2 protein-coding genes are annotated in these 21,871 nt (G+C 77.1%); both read left to right on the top strand.

The genetic code is table 11. The features are described from left to right. Window positions 1-2 precede the first annotated feature (2 nt). Window positions 3-16,262 (top strand): SDR family NAD(P)-dependent oxidoreductase, encoded by a 16,260-nt coding sequence (locus ACFCLZ_RS05240; protein ID WP_380283495.1) that lies wholly within the window; start codon window positions 3-5, stop codon window positions 16,260-16,262. Beyond that, window positions 16,259-21,871 carry a type I polyketide synthase gene (locus ACFCLZ_RS05235; protein WP_380283494.1) on the top strand — a complete coding sequence of 1,871 codons (5,613 nt, stop codon included), beginning with the start codon at window positions 16,259-16,261 and terminating at the stop codon, window positions 21,869-21,871. Before ACFCLZ_RS05240 ends, ACFCLZ_RS05235 begins: the two co-directional genes overlap by 4 nt.

Raw genomic sequence — 21,871 nt, 5'->3', positions numbered from 1 at the left:
CAATGCCCATCTTGTTCGACGACACGTCCTACGCCTTCCTGCTCGGCTTCGTGCGGGAGCGGGTAGCGGCGGTACTGGGCGCCTTCGTGCCCGACGCGCCCGGGACGGTGGATCCCGAGACTCCCCTCAGCGAGCTCGGTTTCGACTCGCTGGCCGCGGTCGAGCTGCAGTCGCGGCTCGTCGCGGACACCGGTCTGGAGCTGCCGGTCACGGTGGTCTTCGACCATCCGACGGCCTCGGCCCTGGCCCGGCTGATCCGGGCCGGGCTGACCGGGGACGCGGAGCCCGAGCCGGAGCCGGAGCCCGAGCGGCCGGCCGCCGGGGCCGGCGGCCGGCCGGCGGACGAGGAGGCGGTGGCGATCGTCGGGGTGGGCTGCCGCTACCCCGGCGGCGTCACCTCGCCCGAGCAGCTGTGGCAGCTGGTGGCCTCCGGCCGGCACACCGTCTCCGGCTTCCCGACCGACCGCGGCTGGGACCTCGACGCGCTCTACGACCCGGATCCCGGCACGCCCGGCACCAGCTACGTGCGGGTCGGCGGGTTCCTGCCGGACGCCGCCGAGTTCGACGCCGAGTTCTTCGGCATCTCCCCGCGCGAGGCCTCCGCGATGGACCCGCAGCAGCGGCTGGTCCTCGAAACCGCGTGGGAGGCGCTGGAGCGGGCGTCGATCGACCCGGCCTCGCTGCGCGCCACCCGCACCGGCGTGTTCATCGGCGCCGAGGCCCAGGAGTACGGGCCGCGGCTGCACGAGGCCCCGGACGGGATGGACGGCTACCTGCTGACCGGCAACGCGCCGAGCGTGGTCTCCGGCCGGGTCGCCTACGCCTTCGGTCTGCAGGGCCCCACCCTGACGGTGGACACCGCCTGCTCCGGCTCGCTGGTCGCCCTGCACCTGGCGGTCCAGGCGCTGCGCCGCGGCGACTGCCCGCTCGCCCTGGCCGGCGGCGTCGCGATCATGGGCGGCCCGGGTGTGTTCACCTCCTTCGCCCGCCAGCGCGGACTGGCCGAGGATGGCCGCTGCAAGCCCTTCGCCGCGGCCGCCGACGGCACCGGCTTCGGCGAGGGCGTCGGTGTGTTCGTGCTCGAACGGCTCTCCGACGCGCTGCGCAACGGCCACCGGGTGCTCGGTGTGGTGCGCGGCACCGCGATCAACTCCGACGGCGCCTCCAACGGCCTGACCGCGCCCAGCGGCCTCGCCCAGCAGCGGGTGATCCGGGCGGCGCTCGCCGACGCGAGCCTCGCCCCGGTCGACGTGGACGCCGTCGAGGCGCACGGCACCGGGACCCGGCTCGGCGACCCGATCGAGGCGGGCGCGCTGCTGGCCGCCTACGGCAAGGACCGCGAGCAGCCGCTGTGGCTCGGCTCGGTCAAGTCGAACATCGGGCACACCCAGGCCGCGGCCGGCGCCGCCGGTCTGATCAAGATGCTGATGGCGATGGAGCACGGCGTGCTGCCGCGCACCCTGCACGTGGACGAGCCGACCCCGCACGTCGACTGGAGCCTCGGCAACGTCCGGCTGCTGACCGAGGAGCAGCCCTGGCCCGAGGCCGGCCGGCCCCGGCGCGCCGGCATCTCCTCCTTCGGCGTCAGCGGCACCAACGCGCACCTGATCGTCGAGCAGCCCCCGGCGCCCGCCGCCGCCGAGGAGGCGGACAGCCCGGAGACCGGGGCCGCGTCCACGCCGGTGCTGCTCCCGGTCTCGGCCAGGAGCCCGCAGGCCCTGCGCGCCCAGGCCGGGCGGCTGGCCGCCTTCCTCGCCGCCGAGGACGCCGACGCCGCATCGGCGGACACCGCACTGGCGGCCACCGCACTGGCGGACGCCGCCTTCTCCCTGGCCACCACCCGCGCCGCGCTGGAGCACCGCGCGGTCGTGCTCGCCGGGGACCGGGAGCAGGCCCTGCGCGGGCTCACCGCCCTGGCCGAGGGCACCGACCCCGGCGACATCGCGGTGGCGACCGGTTCGACCCGGCCCGGCGGCCTGGCGGTGCTGTTCACCGGCCAGGGCTCGCAGCGCCTGGGGATGGGCCGCGAGCTCTACCGGACCTTCCCGGTCTTCGCCGAGGCGCTGGACGAGGTGATCGACCGGCTCGACCTGCAACTGGAGCAGCCGCTGCGCGAGGTGTGGTTCGGCGAGGACGCCGAGGCGCTCGACCGGACCCAGTACGCCCAGTGCGCGCTGTTCGCGCTGGAGGTCGCGCTCTACCGGCTGTACGAGTCCTGGGGGGTGACCCCCGCGGTCCTGCTGGGCCACTCGATCGGCGAGCTCGCCGCGGCGCACGTGGCCGGGGTCTGGTCGCTGGACGACGCCTGCCTGGTGGTCGCCTCCCGCGGCGCCCTGATGCAGGCCCTGCCCGAGGGCGGGGCGATGGCCGCGGTCGCCGCCACCGAGGCCGAGGTCCTGGAGCGCCTCGCCGCGCTTCCCGGCCTGTCCGGCGCGACCGGCATCGCGGCCGTCAACGCCCCGGGCGCGGTCGTCGTCTCCGGCCCCGCGGCCGAGGTCGAGCAGGTGACCGCGGCCTTCGCCGCCGAGGGCCGGCGCACCACCGCGCTGCGGGTCTCGCACGCCTTCCACTCGGCGCTGATGGAGCCGATGCTCGACGAGTTCGAGCAGATCCTCCAGGTGGTCGCGTACGCGCCGCCGAAGATCCCGGTGATCTCCGACCTGACCGGCCGTCCGGCCACCGCCGAGCAGCTCTGCGACCCCCGGTACTGGGTCGACCAGGTGCGCCGGCCGGTCCGGTTCGCCGACGGCGTCGCCACCCTGCTCGCGCTGGGCGTGGGCGCCTGCCTGGAGATCGGCCCGGACCGGGTGCTGAGCGCGCTGGCCGAGGAGTGCGCGGCCGCCGCCGGCGAGAGCGAACTCTCCTTCACCCCGGCGCTGCGCCGCACCGGCCCCGAGGCCGACGCCGTCCTGTCCGCGCTCGCCGCCCTGCACACCCGGGGCGTCGCGGTGGACTGGCAGGCCCTCCACGGGGGCGCCCCGCTGCGCCGGGTCACGCTGCCGACCTACGCCTTCCAGCGCCGGCACTACTGGCTGGCCGCGCCGAAGGGCGTCGCGGACGCCTCCGGCCTCGGCCTGACCGCCTCCACCCACCCGCTGCTGCCGGCCGAGGTCGGCCTGGCCGGGTCGGCCGGCCTGGTGCTGACCGGGCGCGTCGCCCTCGGCACCCACCCCTGGCTGGCCGACCACGTGATCTCCGGCGTGGTGCTGCTGCCCGGCACCGCCTTCGTCGAGATGGCCCTGCACGCCGCCGGCCGGGTCGGCTGCGACCTGGTCGAGGAACTCACCCTCCAGGCGCCGCTGGCGGTGCCGGAGGACGGCGCGGTCGTGATCCAGGTGGTCGTCGGCGCCGAGGAGGCGGGGCGCCGGACGGTCGAGGTCCACTCGCGCGGCGAGTGGGCCGACGAGGCCGACTGGACCCGCCACGCCGTCGGCACCCTGGCCACCGCCGAGGCCGCCGAGGCCGCCGGCACCGCCGCACCGCCCGCCGCCGACCGCCTCGCCGCACTCGCGCAGTGGCCGCCGGCCGGGGCGCGCCCGGTGCCGGTGGACGACCTGTACCCGGAGCTCGCCGGCCAGGGCTACGGCTACGGCCCGCTGTTCCGCGGCCTGCGCCGGGTCTGGCGCGCGGACGGCCCCGACGGCGCGGTCTTCGCCGAGGTCGAACTCGACGGCGAGGCCGGGGCGTTCGCCCTGCACCCGGCACTGCTGGACGCGGTGCTGCACGCCACCGACTTCGCCCCGGGCGAGGCCCGCGAGCCCGAGGAGATCCGGCTGCCCTTCGCCTGGAGCGGCGTCCGGCTCCTCGCCCCCGGCGCGACCGCCGTCCGGGTGCGGATCGGCTCGCTGCCCGGGCAGGGGGTCTCGCTCACGCTGGCCGACCGCACCGGCGCACCGGTGGCCGAGGTGGCCTCGTTCCGCTCCCTGCCGGTCGCCGCCGAGGCGCTGCGGGCCGCCCGCGTCGAGCCGCTGTACGAGGTGGTCTGGAAGCCGGCCGCCGCCGTCGCGCCCGCGCCGTCGTCCGGCCGCGCCGCCCTGGCCGTGCTGGGCGCCGAGGACCCGTGGGACCTGGGCGTCCCGCGCTTCGCGGACCTGGACGCGCTCGCCGCCGGCGCCGTGCCCGCGGCCGTGCTCCTGCCCGTGCTGCCCGCCGACTCCACCGACGGCCTGATCGGCGCCGCGCACCTCGGCGTGCACCGGGTGCTCGCCACCCTGCGCGCCTGGCTGGCCGACGAGCGCCTCGCCGCGTCGACGCTGGTCGTCGTCACCCGTGGCGCCGCCGCCGCGGCGAGCGCCGCGGGCCTGGCCGCCGCCCCCGTCCGGGGCCTGGTCCGCTCGGCCCAGGCCGAGCACCCCGGCCGGTTCGTCCTGCTCGACCTGGACGACTCCGAGCGCCCCGTCGGCGCCGCCGAACTGGCCGCCGCGACGGCCACCGGGGAGCCCGAGCTGCGGCTCGCCGAGGGCACCCTGCTCGTCCCCCGGCTCACCCGCCTGCGGGACGCCGCCGAGCCGGCCGCCGCGGCCGCCCCCTGGACGGCCGGGGCCGCGAACCCGGACGGCACCTTCCTGATCACCGGCGGCCTCGGCGGCGTCGGCGCGGCGGTCGCCCGGCACCTGGTGGCCGAGCACGGCGTCCGCCGACTGCTGCTGGTCGGCCGCCGCGGCGCCGCGACGCCCGAGGCCGAGCAGCTGCTCGCCGACCTGGCCGCGCTGGGCGCGCGGGTCGAGGCGGCGGCCTGCGACGTGGCCGACCCCGAGGCGCTGGCCGCGCTGCTGCGCGGCATCGACGACGCGCACCCGCTGACCGGCCTGGTGCACGCCGCGGGCGTGGTGGCCGACGGCCTGGTCGGGACGCTCACCGCGGAGCAGGTCGACACCGTCCTGCGGCCCAAGCTCGACGCGGCCTGGCTGCTGCACGAGCTGACCCGCGGCCTGGACCTGTCCGCCTTCGTGCTCTTCTCCTCCTCCGCGGCCCTGGTCGACGGCGCGGGCCAGGGCAACTACGCCGCCGGCAACGCCTTCCTCGACGCGCTGGCCGACCACCGCCGCTCCCTCGGCCTGCCCGCGCTCGCCCTGTCCTGGGGCCTGTGGGCGGACCTCGGCGGCATGGGCGCGGCGCTGACCGACGCCGACCGCCGGCGGATCGCCCGGCTGGGCCTGGCACCGCTGACCGCCGCCGAGAGCCTGGACGCCCTCGACCGGGCGCTGACCGCCGGCCGGCCGGCCCTGGTGCCGGTCCGGGTGGACCGGGCGGCGCTCGCGGCCCGGGCCGACGCGCTGCCGGCCCTGCTGCGCGACGTGGCCGGCCCCGCCGCCCGCCGCGCCCCGGCCGCCCGGTCCGCCGCGCCCGCCGCCGAGGCCGTCACCGGCCTGGCCGCGCTGCCCGAGCCCGAGCGCGACCGCGCCGTGCTCGACCTGGTGCGCGCCCGGGCCGCCGCCGTCCTGGGACACACCGGCGCCGAGGCGGTCGGGGCGCGCCGCGCCTTCAGCGACCTCGGCTTCGACTCGCTGTCCGCGGTGGAACTGCGCAACAGCCTGGACGCGGCGACCGGCCTGCGCCTGCCGGCCACCCTGGTCTTCGACTACCCGAACCCGCGGGCGCTGGCCGACCACATCCTCGCGAAGCTCTCCGGCACCACCGCCGCCCCCGCCGTCCGGCCGACCACCGCCGTCCAGCCCGACGAGCCGATCGCGATCGTGGCGATGAGCTGCCGCTTCCCCGGCGGCGTCGGCACGCCCGAGGACCTCTGGCGGCTCGTCCACGAGGGCGTGGACGCGGTCAGCGGCTTCCCGACCGACCGCGGCTGGGACGAGGCGGCCATCTACGACCCGGAGCCCGGCCGCCCCGGCAAGAGCTACGCCCGCGAGGGCGCCTTCCTGCACGACGCGGCCGAGTTCGACGCCGAGTTCTTCGAGATCAGCCCGCGCGAGGCGCAGGCCATGGACCCGCAGCAGCGGCTGCTCCTGGAGATCTCCTGGGAGGCCTTCGAGCGGGCCGGCATCGACCCGGCGGCGCTGCGCGGCAGCGACACCGGCGTCTTCGCCGGCGTGATGTACCACGACTGGGGCACCGGCCGGGGCGCGGTCTCCGAGGAGACCGCCGGGTACCTGGGCAACGGCAGCCTCGCCAGCGTGGTCTCGGGCCGGGTCTCCTACGCGCTGGGCCTGGAGGGCCCCACGGTCACCGTGGACACCGCCTGCTCCTCGTCCCTGGTCGCGATGCACTGGGCGATCCAGGCGCTGCGCCGCGGCGAGTGCGCCCTGGCCCTGGCCGGCGGCGTGACGGTGATGTCCACCCCGGACACCTTCATCGACTTCAGCCGCCAGCGCGGCCTGGCCGCCGACGGGCGCTGCAAGTCCTTCGCGGCCGCCGCCGACGGCACCGGCTGGGGCGAGGGCGCGGGCATGCTGCTGCTGGAGCGGCTCTCCGACGCCGAGCGCAACGGGCACCGGGTGCTGGCCGTGGTCGACGGCAGCGCGGTCAACCACGACGGCGCCAGCAACGGCCTCACCGCCCCCAACGGGCTGGCGCAGCAGCGGGTGATCCGCCAGGCGCTGGCCGCCGGCGGGCTGCGGCCGCAGGACGTGGACGCCGTCGAGGCGCACGGCACCGGCACCACCCTCGGCGACCCGATCGAGGCCCAGGCCCTGCTGGAGGTGTACGGCCAGGACCGCGAGCAGCCGCTGTGGCTCGGCTCGGTCAAGTCCAACGTCGGCCACACCCAGGCCGCGGCGGGCGTCGCCGGCGTCATCAAGATGGTGATGGCGCTGCGCAACGGCCTGCTGCCGCGGACCCTGCACGTGGACACCCCGTCCCCGCACGTGGACTGGAGCGCGGGGAACGTGCGGCTGCTGACCGACCCGCAGGACTGGGCGGCGTCCGGCCGCTCCCGCCGGGCGGGCGTCTCCTCCTTCGGCATCAGCGGCACCAACGCCCATGTGATCGTGGGGGAGTACCAGGCGCGGCAGGCCGAGCCCGAGGCCGCTTCGGAGCCGGCCGCCGACCCCGGCGTGCTCCCGTTCCTGCTCTCCGCCCGGACCGCCCCGGCGCTGCGCGACCAGGCCCGGCGGCTGCGCGCCTTCGTCGCCGACCGGCCGGACCTGTCGCCGGCCGGCCTGGCCGGCGCGCTCGCCTCCTCCCGGACCGCGTTCGACCACCGCTCCGCGGTGCTCGCCGCCGACCGCGCCGCCCTGCTCGACGGCCTGGACCTGCTCGCGGCGGGCGGGACCGGCACCGCAGTGGTGAGCGACACGGTGAACGAGGGCAGGCTCGGCTACCTGTTCTCCGGCCAGGGGGCCCAGCGGGTCACGATGGGCGGCGAGCTGTACGCGGCCTTCCCGGCGTACGCCCGGGCCTTCGACGAGGTCACCACCGCCCTCGACGAGGCCGCCGAGGCGGCCCGGGCGGCCGGTGAACCCCACGCGCCGGCGTCCTGGCGGCCGCTGCGCGAGGTCGTCCTCGGGCTCGGCGACCAGGCCGACGAGGGTCTGATCGACCGGACCGTGTACACCCAGGCCGCCCTGTTCGCGGTCGAGCTCGCCCTCTTCCGCCTGCTTGAATCCTGGGGCGTCACCCCGGACCTGATGGCCGGGCACTCGGTCGGCGAACTGGCCGCCGCCCAGGCCGCGGGGGTGTTCTCGCTGGAGGACGCCTGCCGCCTGGTGGTCGCCCGCGGCGCCCTGATGCAGGAGCTGCCCGCCGGCGGCGCGATGGCCGCCCTGGGCGTCACCGAGGAGGAGGCCGCCACCCTGATCGCGGGCCTCGACGGGTCCGCGGGCACCGTGGACGTGGCGGCGGTCAACGGCCCGGCCGCCGTGGTGGTCTCCGGCACCGAGGACGCCGTCCTCGAACTGGTCCGCCTGGTGCGCGAGCGCGGCGGCGAGACCCACCGGCTCACGGTCAGCCACGCCTTCCACTCCGCCCTGATGGAGCCGATGCTCGCGGAGTTCCGCCGGGTCGCCGAGGGCCTGACCCTCCACCCGCCGAGGATCCCGATCGTCTCCACCGTCACCGGCGAACTCGCCGGCGCCGACGAGCTCCGGTCCGCCGACTACTGGGTGCGCCACGCCCGCCGGAGCGTCCGCTTCGCCGACGCGGTGCGGACGATGGCCGCCGAGGGCACGCGCACCTTCGTCGAACTCGGCCCGGACGCCGTGCTCAGCGCCCTGGGCGCCCGGTGCGTGGAGGCGGCCGAGGGCGCCCCCGCCCCGGTCTTCGCCCCGACCTGCCGCCGCGACCGGCCCGAGGCGGCGGTGCTGCTGGCCGCCCTGGGCCTGCTGCACGCCCGCGGCGCCGCCGTGGCCTGGCCCGCGCTGCTCGGCGCCGCGCCCGGCGGGATCGACCTGCCGACGTACGCCTTCCAGCACCAGCGCCACTGGACCGACCCGGTCCCGGCCGGAGACGTCACCACGGTCGGCCAGCTGGCCGCCGACCACCCGATGCTCGGCGCCGTGGTGCCGCTGCCGGGCTCCGACTCGGTCGTGCTCACCGGCCGGCTGAGCGCCCGGCGCCAGCCCTGGCTGGCCGACCACGAGGTGAACGGCGCGATCCTGGTGCCCGGCACCGGCTTCGTCGAGCTCGCGATCCGCGCCGGCGACCAGGTCGGCTGCCGGGCCCTGGACGAGCTGACCCTGGAGGCCCCGCTGATCCTGCCCGGCGGCGACCAGGCCCACCGCGGCGTCGCGCTGCAGGTCCTGGTGGAGGGCGAGCAGGACGGCCGGCGCCGGTTCGAGGTCCACTCCCGGCCGGACGACCGGCCCGAGCAGCCCTGGACCAGGCACGCCTCGGGCGTCCTGGCCCTGGCCGGGGCCCCCGAGCCCGCAGGGCTGGCCGAGTGGCCGCCGCCCGGGGCCGAGGAGCTCGACGTCACCGACGCCTACGAGCGGCTCAACGCCCGCGGCTACGGCTACGGCCCGGCCTTCCAGGGGCTGCGCGCCGCCTGGCGCCGCGGTGACGAGGTGTTCGCCGAGGTCGCGCTGCCCGACGAGACCGGGGCCACGGCCGCCGCGTTCGGCCTGCACCCCGCGCTGCTCGACGCGGCCATGCACGCCGACCTGCTCGACGACGGCCAGGGCGCGACCCTGCTGCCGTTCGTCTGGAACGGCGTGACCCTGTACGCGGCCGGCGCCCGGGAACTGCGGGTGCAGATCACCCGGCTGGACGGCGACGAGCTGTCCGCCATCGAGGTCGCCGACACCGAGGGCAACCCGGTCGCCTCCGTCGCCTCCCTGGTCTCGCGGCCGGTCACCGGGCAGCAGCTCGGCGCCGGCCCGCAGGCCGAGCAGGGCTCGCTGCTGCGGATCGAGTGGACCGAGCTCGCCGCCACCGGCGCGCCGCTGCCCGCCGACTGGACGCTGATCGGCGCCGGCGCACCCGAGCACCGGGGCGTCGCCGACCTCGTCGCCGCCCTGGACACGGGCGCCCCGGCCCCGGCCGTCGCGGTGCTCGCCTGCCCGGCGGCCGACGCCGACGCCGACGGCGACCTGCCGCAGCAGGCGCACCGCACCGCGGGCCGGATGCTCGCCGACCTCCAGGCCTGGCTCGCCGAGCCGCGCCTGCGGCAGTCCCGCCTGCTGGTGCTCACCCGGGCCGGCGAGCTCGGCCACGCGCCGGTGCCCGGCCTGGTCCGGGCCGCCGAGGCGGAGAGCCCCGGACGGTTCGTCCTGGTCGAGTCCGACACGGACCGGCCCGACCTGCTGCCCGCCGTGGCCGCCGCCGGGGAGCCGGAAGCGGCCCTGCGCGCCGGCACCGTCCTCGTCCCGCGACTGGCCGAGGCGGCCGTGCCCGCCGTGCCCGCCGCGTCCGGCGACCGGCCGGGCCCGCTGGGCACCGGAACGGTCCTGGTCACCGGCGGCACCGGCGGCCTCGGCGGCCTGCTCGCCGAGCACCTGGTCGCCGAGCACGGCGTGCGCCACCTGCTCCTCACCAGCCGCCGCGGCCCGGCCGCGCCGGGCGCCACCGAACTGGCGGACCGGCTGACCGGGCTCGGCGCCCGGGTGACGCTGGCCGCCTGCGACACCGCCGACCGCGACGCCGTGGCCGCGCTGCTCGCCGCCGTCCCCGCCGACCGCCCGCTCAGCGCCGTCGTGCACGCCGCCGGCACCGCCGACGGCGCGCTGCTCGGATCGCTCACCGCCGAGCAGCTGCACTCCGTGCTGCGCCCCAAGGTCGACGCCGCCTGGCACCTGCACGAGCTGACCCGGGACCTCGACCTGTCCGCGTTCGTGCTGTTCTCCTCCGCCGGCGGCCTGGTACTCGCCTCCGGGCAGGCGAACTACGCGGCGGCCAACACCTTCCTCGACGCGCTCGCCGAACACCGCCGCGCCCAGGGCCTGCCGGCCACCGCGCTGGCCTGGGGCCTGTGGAACCACAACACCGGGCTCGGCGGCGAACTCGGCGAGGCCGACCTGCGCCGGATGGCCGGGCTGGGGATGCCCGCGCTCAGCGTGGAACAGGGCCTGGCCCTGTTCGACCGGGCGCTCGGCGCCGACCCGGCGGTGCTGGCCGCGCTGCGCCTGGACCCGGCCGCCCTGCGCGCCCGCGCCGAGGACCTGCCCGCCCTGCTGCGCGCCTTCGCCCCGGCCCCGGTGCGTCGCACGGCCCGCGCCGCGGGCCAGGCCCGCGGCGGGCTCGCCCTGGCCCAGCGCCTGGCCGGCCTGGCCGGCGCCGAACGCGACCGGGTGCTGCTGGAGCTGGTGTCCACCCAGATCGCCGCGGTGCTCGGCCACGCCGACGCCTCGGCGATCGAGGGGGACCGGGCGTTCAAGGAACTGGGCTTCGACTCCCTGGCCGCGGTGGAACTGCGCAACGCGCTCAGCTCGGCCACCGGGCTCGCGCTGCCCGCCACCATGGTCTTCGACTACCCGACCGCCCGGGCCGTGTCCGAGTTCATCATGGGCCGGCTGCTGGAGACCGCCGAGCCGGCGGCCGGGACCAGGCCCGCCACCACCGCCCGCGGCCGTTCGGACGAGCCGATCGCGATCATCGGCATGGGCTGCCGCTACGCCGGCGGGGTCGCCTCGCCCGAGGACCTGTGGCGCCTGCTGGTCGACAACGTGGACGCGGTGACCGAGTTCCCGACCAACCGCGGCTGGGACATCGCCGGGGTCTACGACCCGGTGCCCGGCAAGCGCGGCAAGACCTACGCCCACGAGGGCGGGTTCCTGCACGAGGCGGCCTGGTTCGACCCGGCGTTCTTCGGCATCGGTCCGCGCGAGGCGATGGCCATGGACCCGCAGCAGCGGCTGCTGCTGGAGACCGCCTGGGAGACCATCGAGCACGCCGGGATCGACCCGAAGTCGCTCAAGGGCAGCCTGACCGGCGTCTTCGCCGGCGCCATGTACGACGACTACGGCAGCCGCCTCAAGGACGCGCCGGCCGACGTCGAGGGCTACCTGGCCAACGGCAGCTCCGGCGCGGTGGTCTCCGGCCGGATCTCCTACCTGCTCGGCCTGGAGGGCCCGTCCCTGACCGTGGACACGGCCTGCTCCTCCTCGCTGGTCAGCCTGCACCTGGCGACCCAGGCGCTGCGCAACGGCGAATGCTCGCTGGCCCTCGCCGGCGGTGTCACGGTGCTCTCCGCCACCGACCTGTTCGTGGACTCCAGCCGGCAGGGCGTGCTGTCGCCCAACGGCCGCTGCAAGTCCTTCGCCGCGGCGGCCGACGGCGTCGGCTGGGCCGAGGGCGCGGGCCTGCTGCTGCTGGAGCGGCTGTCCGACGCCCGGCGCAACGGGCACGAGGTGCTGGCCGTGGTGCGGGCCTCCGCGGTGAACCAGGACGGCGCCTCCAACGGTCTGACCGCCCCGAACGGCCCGTCCCAGGAGCGGGTGATCCACGCCGCGCTGGCCGCGGCGGCGCTCACCCCGGCCGAGGTGGACGCGGTCGAGGCGCACGGCTCGGGCACCCGGCTGGGCGACCCGATCGAGGCGCAGGCGCTGCTGGCCACCTACGGCCAGGGCCGACCGGCCGACCGGCCGCTGTGGCTCGGCTCGGTGAAGTCCAACATCGGCCACGCGCAGGCCGCCGGCGGCGCGGCGGCGGTGATCAAGGTGGTGCAGGCGCTGCGCCACGACCTGCTGCCCAGGACCATGCACGTCGACGCGCCGTCCCCGCACGTGGACTGGTCCAGCGGCGCCGTGCAGCTGCTCACCGAGGCACGGCCGTGGACCCCGCAGGGCCGTCCGCGCCGCGCCGGCATCTCCTCCTTCGGCATCAGCGGCACCAACGCGCACGTGATCGTCGAGGAGGCCCCGCCGGCCCGCCCGACCCGGCCGGAGCGCGCCGCGGAACCCGCGCCGGCGCTGCCGCTGATCCCGCTGACCGTCTCCGGCAGCACGGCGGACGCGCTGAGCGAGCAGGCCGCGCGGCTCGCCGAGCGGCTGGACGCGTCGACCGAGCTGCTGGACACGGCCTTCTCCGCGGCCACCACCCGCGCCGCGCTCGACCACCGCGCGGTGGTCCTGGCCGCGGACCGCGAGGCCGCGGTGCGCGCCCTGACCGACCTGGCCTCGGGCGGCGCGTCCGCCGGCCTGGTCCGGGCGACCGCCCGCTCGTCGGGCCGGCTGGCGTTCCTGTTCACCGGTCAGGGTTCGCAGCGCGTGGGCATGGGCGCGGAGCTGTACCGGGTGTTCCCGGTCTTCGCCGCCGCGCTGGACGAGGTGTGCGCCGTCCTGGACCAGGGGCTGGAGCACCCGCTGAAGGACGTGATGTGGTCCCCGCCGGAGGACGGCCTGCTCGACCGGACGGGCTACGCGCAGTGCGCGCTGTTCGCCGTCGAGGTGGCACTGCTGCGGCTGTTCGAGTCCTGGGGTGTGCGGCCGGACTACGTGGCCGGGCACTCGATCGGCGAGTTCGCCGCCGCCTACACCGCCGGCGTCTGGTCGCTGGAGGACGCGTGCGCCCTGGTCGCGGCCCGGGCCCGGCTGATGCAGGCCCTGCCGACCGGCGGGGCGATGGTCGCGATCGCCGCCCCCGAGGCCGAGGTCCTGGCCGCGCTGGTGCCGGGCGTGGACATCGCCGCCGTCAACGGCCCCCGCGCGGTGGTCATTTCGGGTGACGAGGAGGCGGTCGCCCAGGTCGCCGCCGGATTCGGGCGGACCAAGGCCCTGACCGTCTCGCACGCCTTCCACTCGGCCCTGATGGAGCCGATGCTGGAGGAGTTCCGGGCCGTCGCCGCGAAGCTGACCTACCGGGAGCCGACCGTCGCGGTGGTCTCCACCCTCACCGGACGGCTCGCCACCGCCGAGGAACTCGGCAGCCCCGACTACTGGGTGCGCCAGGTCCGCGGGAGCGTCCGCTTCGCCGACGCGGTCACCACCCTCGCCACCAGCGGCGTCTCCCGGTTCGTGGAACTCGGCCCCGACGCCGTCCTCACCGGCATGGCCGGACACAGCGTCGACGACGGCCAGGTGCTGCTCCCGACCCTGCGCCGCACCGGCGAGGAGACCAGGACCGTGCTGCACGCCCTGGCCGGCCTGCACGTGCGCGGCGTCGCGGTGGACTGGCACGGGGTGTTCGCCGGGCGCGGCGCCCGCAAGGTGTCCCTGCCGACCTACGCCTTCCAGCGCAAGGAGTACTGGCTCAACGCCACCGCTCCGGCCGGCGACGTGGCCTCGGCCGGTGTGGACGGTGCCGGGCACCCGCTGCTCGGCGCCGTGGTCGAGCTGCCGGACACCGGCGGCGTGGTGCTCACCGGGACGCTCTCGCTCGCCCGCCAGCCGTGGCTGCGCGACCACCGGGTGATGGACACCGCGCTGCTTCCCGGCGCGGCGTTCGTGGAACTGGCGGTCCGGGCCGGCGACGAGGTCGGGTTCGACCTGCTGGAGGAGCTGACCCAGCAGGCCCCGCTGATCCTCCAGGAAGGCGTCTCCACCAGCGTCCGCGTGGTGCTCGGCGGAGAGCGGGCCGGCCGGCGCACGCTGGCGGTGTACTCGCGCGACTCGGCCGCCGTCGGCGCGCCCTGGACCCAGCACGCGGCCGGCACGCTCGCCCGCGGCGACCGGGCCGGGCAGTCCTTCGAGGCCGCCGCGTGGCCGCCGGCCGACGCCGAGCCGCTGGACATCGGCGGCGTCTACGCCGACCTGGCCGGGCTCGGCTTCGGCTACGGCCCCGTCTTCCAGGGGATGCGGGCGATCTGGGTCCGCCGCGCCGAGGACGGCGCCGTCGCGGAGGTCTTCGCCGAGATCGCCCTGCCGGAGGGCACCGACACCACGGGCTTCGGAATCCACCCGGCGCTGCTGGACTCCGCCCTGGGCGCCATGGACTTCCTGGTGGACGGCGGCCCGAAGGCCGTCGGCGAGGCGACCATCCCGTTCGCCTGGACCGGGGTGCGGCTGTACGCGGCGGGCGCGAGCGCGCTGCGGGTCCGGGTGCTGCCCGGTGCCAAGGGCACCACCCTGGACCTGGCCGACCCGGCCGGAGCGCCGGTGGCCCGGATCGACTCGCTGGTGGTCCGCCCGGTCACCGCCGACCGCCTCGGCGGGGCGGACCCGGCCCGGGACGCGCTGCTGCGGATCGGCTGGCAGCCAGCCCCCGCCGCCGGCCCGGCCGCCGCCCCCGAGGGCTGGGCGCTGCTCGGCGCCGGGGACGGCCCGGCCCTGCCGTTCCCGGTGGTCCCCGTCACCGAGGCGCGGCACCCCGAGGTGGTCGTGCTGACCTGCGCGTCCGGCCCGGGCGCCGTGCCGGAGGAGGTCAGGACGCTGGTCCACCGCACGCTGGCCGACGTCGCCGACTGGCTCGCCGAGCCGGGATACGCGCAGGCCCGCCTCGTCGTGCTGACCACCGGCGCCGTCACGACCCCCTCCGACACGCAGGGCCCGGACCTGGTCCAGGCCCCGCTGTGGGGTCTGATCCGGTCGGCGCAGGCGGAGAACCCGGACCGGCTGGTCCTGGTCGACACCGACGGCTCGCCCGCCTCGCTGGCGGCGCTGCCCGCGGTCGTCGCCTCGGGCGAGCCGGAGGCCGCGGTGCGCGAGGGCGCGGTCTGGCTGCCCCGCCTGGAGCGGGCCGAACCGCTCCCGGCCGAGCCGGCCGCCTGGGACCCGGAGGGCACGGTGCTGATCACCGGTGGCGCCGGCCTGCTGGGCGGCCACCTGGCCCGGCACCTGGCGGCCGAGTACGGCGTGCGGCACCTGCTGCTGACCAGCCGTCAGGGGTCGAACGCCCCGGGCGCCGCCGAACTGGCCGCCGAACTCGGCCGGCTCGGGGCGGAGGTCACCTTCGCGGCCTGCGACGTGACCGACCCCGAAGCGCTCGCCGGACTCCTCGGCTCGGTCCCCGCCGGGCATCCGCTCACCGCCGTCGTGCACGCGGCCGGACTGATGGACAGCGCCGTGTTCGGCTCCCTGACCGCCGGCCAGGTCGACGCGGTGCTGCGGCCCAAGGTGGACGCCGCCTGGCACCTGCACGAACTGACCAAGGGGCTGGACCTCAAGGCCTTCGTGCTCTACTCCTCGGCCGGCGGCCTGGTGCTGACCGCCGGGCAGGCGAACTACGCGGCGGCCAACGTCTTCCTCGACGCCCTCGCCGAGTACCGGGCCGCCCAGGGCCTGCCGGCCAAGGCCCTGGCCTGGGGCCCGTGGCAGGGCAGCGAGGACCAGGTGGACCTGGAGCGGCTCGCCCGCTCCGGCGTCGCCGAACTGTCCGCGCAGGAGGGCCTGGCGCTGTTCGACGCCGCGCTCGGCACCGCCGACCCGGCCCTGGCCCCGATCAAGCTGGCCCCGCGCCCGCCGGTCCCGGCCGGCCGGACCCGGCCCGAACCGCCGGCCCTGCTGCGCGGCCTGCTTCGCGGCCCGGCCCGGCGCACCCTGGCCGCCGCCGCGGCCGGCTCCGGAACCCCGGAGGTGGCCCTGGACCTGCGGCTGGCGGCGATGGCCCCGGAGAAGCGGACGGCGGTCGTGCTCGACGTGGTCCTGCGGCACACCGCGGGCGTGCTCGGCTACCCCGACGCCACCCAGATCGACCCGGACAAGGGCTTCACCGACCTGGGCCTGGACTCCCTGGCGGCGGTCGAACTGCGCAACCGGATCGGCGCCGAGACCGGGCTGCGCCTGCCCGCGACGCTGATCTTCGACTACCCGACGGCGCAGCCGCTGGCGGACTACCTGCTGGACGAGCTGGTGCCGGACGGCCCCGAGGGCCAGGCCGGGCCGGCGACGGACGGCGCCGCCGCCGCCGAGAGCGCGTCGCTCCAGCAGGAGATCGCCGCCATGAGTGTCGAGGAACTGATGAAGTCGGTCTACGGCGAACAGGATGACCAGTCGTGAGCGAGTCGGAATCCACCGAGCGGATCGTCGCGGCCCTGCGCCAGGCGGTCCTGGACAACGCGGTGCTGCGCCGGGAGAACGACCGGCTGACGGCGGCCCAGGGCGAGCCCGTGGCGATCATCGGCATGGGCTGCCGCTTCCCCGGCGGGGTCACCTCGCCGGAGGAGCTGTGGCGGGTGGTCGCCGACGGCGTGGACGCGGTCGGCACCTTCCCCGGTGACCGCGGCTGGGACCTGGGGCGGCTCTACGAGCCCGGGTCCGCCGCCCGCGACGCGGCCTACACGCCCGGCACCACCTACTCGCTGGACGGCGGCTTCGTCGACGGCGCGGGCGAGTTCGACGCGGAGTTCTTCGGCATCTCGCCGCGCGAGGCCCTGGGCATGGACCCGCAGCAGCGGCTGCTGCTGGAGGCGTCGTGGGAGGCCCTGGAGCGGGCCGGGATCCGGCCGGGCGCGCTGCGCGGCAGCGCGACCGGGGTCTACGCCGGGGTGATGTACCACGACTACGGCCCGGGCAGCAGCGACGGCAGCCTGATCTCCGGGCGGGTCTCCTACACCCTGGGCCTGGAGGGCCCGGCGGTGTCGGTGGACACCGCGTGCTCGTCCTCGCTGGTCGGCCTGCACCTGGCCGCCCAGGCGCTGCGCCGGGGCGAGTGCACGCTCGCCCTGGCCGGCGGCGTCACGGTGATGACCGAACCCGACATGTTCGTCTACTTCAGCGAGCAGCGCGGTCTCGCCCCCGACGGCCGCTGCAAGGCGTTCGCCGCGACGGCCGACGGGGTCGGCTGCTCGGAGGGCGTGGGAGTGCTGCTGTTGGAGCGGCTGTCCGACGCCCGCCGCAACGGGCACCGGGTCCTGGCCGTGATCCGTGGCAGCGCGGTGAACCAGGACGGCGCGTCGAGTGGCTTCAGCGTCCCGAACGGTCCGTCGCAGCAGCGGGTGATCCGGGCGGCGTTGGCCGATGCGGGGCTGACGGCGGCCGAGGTGGACGCGGTCGAGGCGCACGGCACCGGGACGACGCTGGGCGACCCGATCGAGGCGCAGGCGCTCTTGGCGACCTACGGGCGCGAGCGGGCGGAGGGTCGGCCGCTGTGGCTGGGCTCGGTGAAGTCCAACTTCGGGCACACCCAGGCGGCGGCGGGCGTGGCCGGTGTGATGAAGATGGTGCTGGCCATGGAGCACGGTGTGCTGCCGCGCACCCTGCACGTCGATGCGCCCTCCCCGCACGTGGACTGGAGTGCCGGGGACGTCCGGCTGCTGACCGACGAGGTGCCGTGGCCGGCGGGGGAGCGACCCCGGCGGGCCGGGGTGTCGGCGTTCGGGCTCAGCGGGACGAACGCGCATGTGATCGTGGAGGAGCCCGGCGAGTACGCCGTCGCGGAGGACGTCACGCCCGGCCCTGCCGGTGTGGTGGCGTGGCCGGTGTCGGCGCGCACGCCGGAGGCGCTGCGGGCGCAGGCGGGGCGGCTGCTGGACCTTCCGGCGGGTGAACTGCCCCTGATCGGGCTGGCGTTGGCGACCGGGCGGACGCACTTCGAGCACCGCGCGGTGGTCGTCGGCTCGGACCGCGAGGAGCTGCTGGCGGGCCTGAGCGCGCTGGCGCGGGGGGCCGAGGCAGCGGGTTTCGTCCACGGGACGAACACGGCGGGCCGGTTGGCGTTCCTGTTCACCGGCCAGGGCTCGCAACGGGTCGGGATGGGTGCGGAGTTGTACCGCGCGTTCCCGGTGTTCGCCGCCGCCCTGGACGAGGTGTGCGCCGTCCTGGACAAGGGGCTTGAGCGTCCGCTGAAGGATGTGATGTGGTCGCCGTCGGAGGAGGGGCTGCTCGACCGGACGGGCTACGCGCAGTGCGCGCTGTTCGCGGTCGAGGTGGCGCTGCTGCGGCTGTTCGAGTCCTGGGGCGTCACGCCGGACTTCGTGGCCGGGCACTCGATCGGTGAACTCGCCGCCGCCCACGCGGCCGGGGTGTGGTCGCTGGAGGACGCGTGCGCGCTGGTCTCGGCGCGGGCCCGGCTGATGCAGGCCCTGCCGACCGGCGGGGCGATGGTCGCGATCGTCGCCACCGAGGCCGAGGTCCGCGCCGCACTGGTGCCGGGCGTCGACATCGCCGCCGTCAACGGCCCCCGCGCGGTGGTCATTTCGGGCGACGCCGAGGCGGTCGCCACCGTCGCGGCCCGGTTCGAGCGGTCCAAAGCACTGACGGTCTCGCACGCCTTCCACTCCGCCCTGATGGAGCCCATGCTGGAGGAGTTCCGGGCCGTCGCCGCGAAGCTCACGTACAACGAGCCGACCGTCCCGGTGGTCTCCACCCTCACCGGAAAGCTCGCCGCTGAAGGGGAGTTGAGCGACCCGGAGTACTGGGTGCGCCAGGTCCGCGAGAGTGTCCGCTTCGCCGACGCCCTCACCACCCTCGCCACCACCGGCGCCTCCCGCTTCCTCGAACTGGGCCCCGACGCCGTCCTGACCGCCATGGCCGGACACGTCCTGGACGACGGCCACGTCCTCCTCCCCACCCTGCGCAAGGACCGCCCCGAGGAGCAGTCGGCCGTCACCGCCCTCGCCGCACTCCACGCCCACGGCACCACCGTCGACTGGGCCGCCTTCTACCCGGGCACCGCCACCACCGACCTGCCCACCTACCCCTTCCAGCGCCACCGCTACTGGCTGCGCTCCGACTCCGGACGCGACGTCGCCGACACCGGGCTCGAAGCGGTCGAGCACCCCTTCCTCGGCGCCGGCACCGCGCTGGCCGACGGGCAGGGCTGGGTGCTGACCGGGCGGCTGTCCCTCGACGCGTTCCCGTGGCTCGCCGACCACGTCGTGTCCGGCCAGATCCTGCTGCCGGGCACCGCGTTCGCCGATCTGGCGCTGACGGCGGGCGAGCGCGCGGGCTGCGGCCAGGTGGAGGAGTTGATCCTCGAAGCCCCGCTGGTGTTCGGCCCGGACGAGCCGGGCCGGGCCGCCGCGGCGCGTGCCGTCCAGGTGCGGGTGGGCGCGGCCGAGGCGGACGGCAGGCGGCCGGTCGCGGTGTACTCGCGGGCGGCCGACGCGCCGTCGACCGCCGAGTGGCTGCGGCACGCGAGCGGCCGGCTGGCCGAGGCCGCGATCGACGGCTTCACCGATCTGGCGGTCTGGCCGCCGCAGGGGGCGGAGCAGCTCGACGTCTCCGAGGTCTATCCGACGCTGTCCGCGTCGGGGCTGCGCTACGGCCCGGTGTTCCAGGGGCTGCGGGCCGCCTGGCGCCGGGGCGAGGAGGTGTTCGCGGAGGTGGCGCTGCCCGAGGGCGCGCCGACCGACGGGTTCGCCGTGCACCCGGCGCTGCTGGACTCGGCGCTGCACGCCGGTGCGCTGCGCGACACCGAGGCGGTCGACGGGCCTCCGATGGTCCCGTTCTCCTGGGGGGAGATGGCCCTGCACGCCCGGGGTGCCGGCGCGCTGCGGGTGCGGGTGCGTCCGGCCGAGGGCGGCGCCGTCGGCGTGCACTGTGCCGACGGCACCGGGGCGCCGGTCTTCTCGGCCGAGTCGCTGGCGGTGCGTCCCGCCCCGCAGCCGGTCGCGGACTCCGCCGACGACTCCCTGCTCGTGCTGAACTGGATCCCGGCCGAGCCGGCCGAGCGCCCGCGCGGGAGCGCCCGTACCTGGGCGGTCGTCGGCGCGGACACCGCGGGCATCGCGGCGGCGCTCGAACAGTCGGGTGCCGGCGCGGTCCACCCCGACCTGGCCGCGCTGCGCGCCGCGCTGGCGGCCGGTGCGCAGCCGCCGGAGCTGGTCGTGGTGCCCTGCCTGCCGGGCGCGGACGACGAACCCGGCATCGCGGGGGTGCACACGGCGGTGCACCGGATGCTCGCCCTGGTCCAGGGCTGGCTGGAGGAGGAACTGCTGGACGGTTCCCGTCTGGTCGTGGTCACCCGGTGCGCGATGGCGACCGGGCCGGAGGACCCGGCGGTCACCGACCTGGCCGCCGCGGCGGTCTGGGGCCTGGTGCGCACGGCCGAGGTGGAGAACCCGGGCCGGGCGATGCTGATCGACCTCGACCTCGACCAGGACCCCGGTTCCGGCTCCGGCTCCGACGCGCTGGCCGCCGCGCTCGCCCTGGACGAGCACCAGGTCGCCCTGCGCGGCGAGCGGCTCCTGGTGCCGCGCCTGGCCAGGGCCGCGGACAGCCTCGGCCCGTCCGGGGACACCGCGTGGCCGGACCCCGCCGCCGGGCGGGAGCTGTCCGCCGGCACCGTGCTGCTGACCGGCGGCACGGGCGTGCTCGGCGGCCTGATCGCCCGGCACCTGGTCACCGCGCACGGCGTCGACAGCCTGCTGCTGGTCAGCCGGCGCGGCCCGGAGGGGCCCGGAGCCGCCGAGCTGACCGCCGAACTGTCCGGACTCGGCGCCGACGTCAGGCTGGAGGCCTGTGACGCCGCCGACCCGGCCGCGCTGGCGGCGCTGCTCGCCTCCGTCCCCGCCGACCGGCCGCTGAGCGGCGTCGTGCACTGCGCGGGCGTCCTGGACGACGGCGTGCTCGGGTCGCTGAACCCCGAGCGGATGGACACCGTGCTGCGCCCCAAGGCCGACGTCGCCTGGCACCTGCACGAGCTGACGGCGCACCTGGACCTCGCGGCCTTCGTGGTGTTCTCCTCGGCCGCCGGGACCTGGGGCGCGCCGGGGCAGGCCAACTACGCCTCGGCCAACTCCTTCCTGGACGCCCTGGCCGCGCACCGGCGCGCCCGGGGCCTGGCCGGGCAGTCGCTGGCCTGGGGCATGTGGGCCGAGCGCGGCATGTCCGGAGAGCTGCCGCAGACCGACCTGATCCGGATGGCCCGGGCCGGCGTGCTCGGCCTGTCGACCGAGGAGGGCCTGGCCCTGTTCGACACGGCGCTCGACCTGGCCGCGCCGATCCTGGTGCCGATCCGCCTGGACCGGGGCGCCCTGCGCGCCCAGGGCGCCGAACTGCCCGCCATCCTGAACGAGCTGGCCGGACCGGGTGGAGCGGGCGGACCGGGCGGGGGAGGAGCGCCCCGCGCGGCGGCGGCCGCGGCCCACGACGGGCCGGCCGTGCTCTCCGCCCGGCTCGCCGGCCTGGACACCGGCGGCGCGCAGCGCGTCTTCGAGGACCTGGTGCGCGGCCTGGCCGCCACCGTGCTCGGGCATGCGGGCGCCGGGGCGATCGGCCCGAACCAGCCCTTCCAGAACATGGGCTTCGATTCGCTGACCACGGTCGAACTGCGCAACCGGCTGGCCACGGCCAGCGGCCTGCGGCTGCCGGCCACGGTGGTCTTCGACTACCCGAACCCGGCCGAGCTCGCCACGCACCTGCGCGAGCGGTTCGTGCCCGAGGCGGCCGCGGCCGGGCCGTCCGGCGACCCGGAGGAGGTCGCCGCGCTGCGCCGGGCGTTCGGCTCGATCCCGGTGGAGCGGCTGCGCGCGGCCGGCGTGTACGAGGTCCTGCTCGGCCTGGCCGAGCTCGACGGCGCCGCCGCCGGCCCGCCGGTGCCCGCTGCTGCCGCGGCTGCCGCCGCCACCGTCGCGTCCGACGACGACGAGGACGACGACGACCTCGACGACCTGGACACCCAGAGCCTGATCGACCTCGCGCTCAGCGACGGCGCATCCCGTTGA

The sequence above is a fragment of the Kitasatospora purpeofusca genome (assembly GCF_042691725.1).
Classification (GTDB): Bacteria; Actinomycetota; Actinomycetes; order Streptomycetales; family Streptomycetaceae; genus Kitasatospora; species Kitasatospora purpeofusca_B.
Note: the sequence above shows the minus strand (reverse complement) of the source record. Positions and strands in the feature narration are given on the sequence as shown.